This is a genomic window from Pseudomonas sp. NBRC 111132, assembly GCF_001320565.1.
Classification (GTDB): domain Bacteria; phylum Pseudomonadota; class Gammaproteobacteria; order Pseudomonadales; family Pseudomonadaceae; genus Aquipseudomonas; species Aquipseudomonas putida_P.
Window position 1 is genome coordinate 1 of record NZ_BCBI01000127.1, and the last position, 806, is coordinate 806.

The 806-nt window shown below is 55.7% G+C and carries 1 protein-coding gene; it reads right to left on the reverse strand.

Annotation, left to right across the window (positions count from 1 at the left end):
* Positions 1 to 151 precede the first annotated feature (151 nt).
* Positions 152 to 806, reverse strand: a 655-nt coding sequence (locus APH35_RS27950) for a Mu transposase C-terminal domain-containing protein (protein ID WP_177335407.1), incomplete at its 5' end; no start/stop codon positions are given.

Consider the following 806-nt stretch of genomic DNA (forward strand, 5'->3'; position numbering starts at 1 on the left):
AACCCTTTACTTGCTCTGGTACGCCGACTATCGCCGTGGATATCGCCTAGTCGCGTCAACGCTCGCTCGACTTGAGGGCTGTGAATAAAACGATCGCGGAGCGTAAAGCTGTATTCACCATGCTCATAGCACTCAGACAGATTGATGGCGTTCATGGCTTAGAACTCCCAGCAGGGCGACGAACCGAGACCTTGAAGGCTGCTGGCGGAATGTTAGGAATAGAGTCACCGGTCCATTCCACTTCAGCGAGTACCTTGGGTGGAGGCGTGCTTTCGGTCACTCGACCCTCCTTGTCGATTTTCGCTATGGCAGCTGCGCGTCGTTTTCTGAGCGTCTGCGAACGGCGGGCCTCGTCTGCATCCTCCATAATTTCCTGGTAGCACCTGTGCGTAGCCTCGAAGCTAGGCTGCTCATTGTATTTTTCTCGAAGCGCTTTCTCGGCAGCCTTCCACACCTCCCTGCTCTTACCGGCCATTCGCTCATCTTTGGCGGGCACTTTGAAGAACAAGTTTCTGAAGCGGTCGTGAACCCAGACGTGCCCGGCTTCGTCTCGATAGCGGACGTTTACCTTTTCCCCGTCTGCCAAACGCATACGGAGTTCAGCAAGTTCCGTAGAGTGGTAGCCCACTTTGGCTACCTCGATGCCGTAATGGTGAACCTTCACCGAGGCCCGCTTGGCCAGAATGCACTCCAACGAATCCAGGTCGACGGGAAGGCTAATGACATGGTTCGCCTCGCTAGTCCCCCAGACTTGAGCCGGTGTTCTGTTGTCCAGCCCCCGATGAGGAGTCTGGTGGTAACCATCG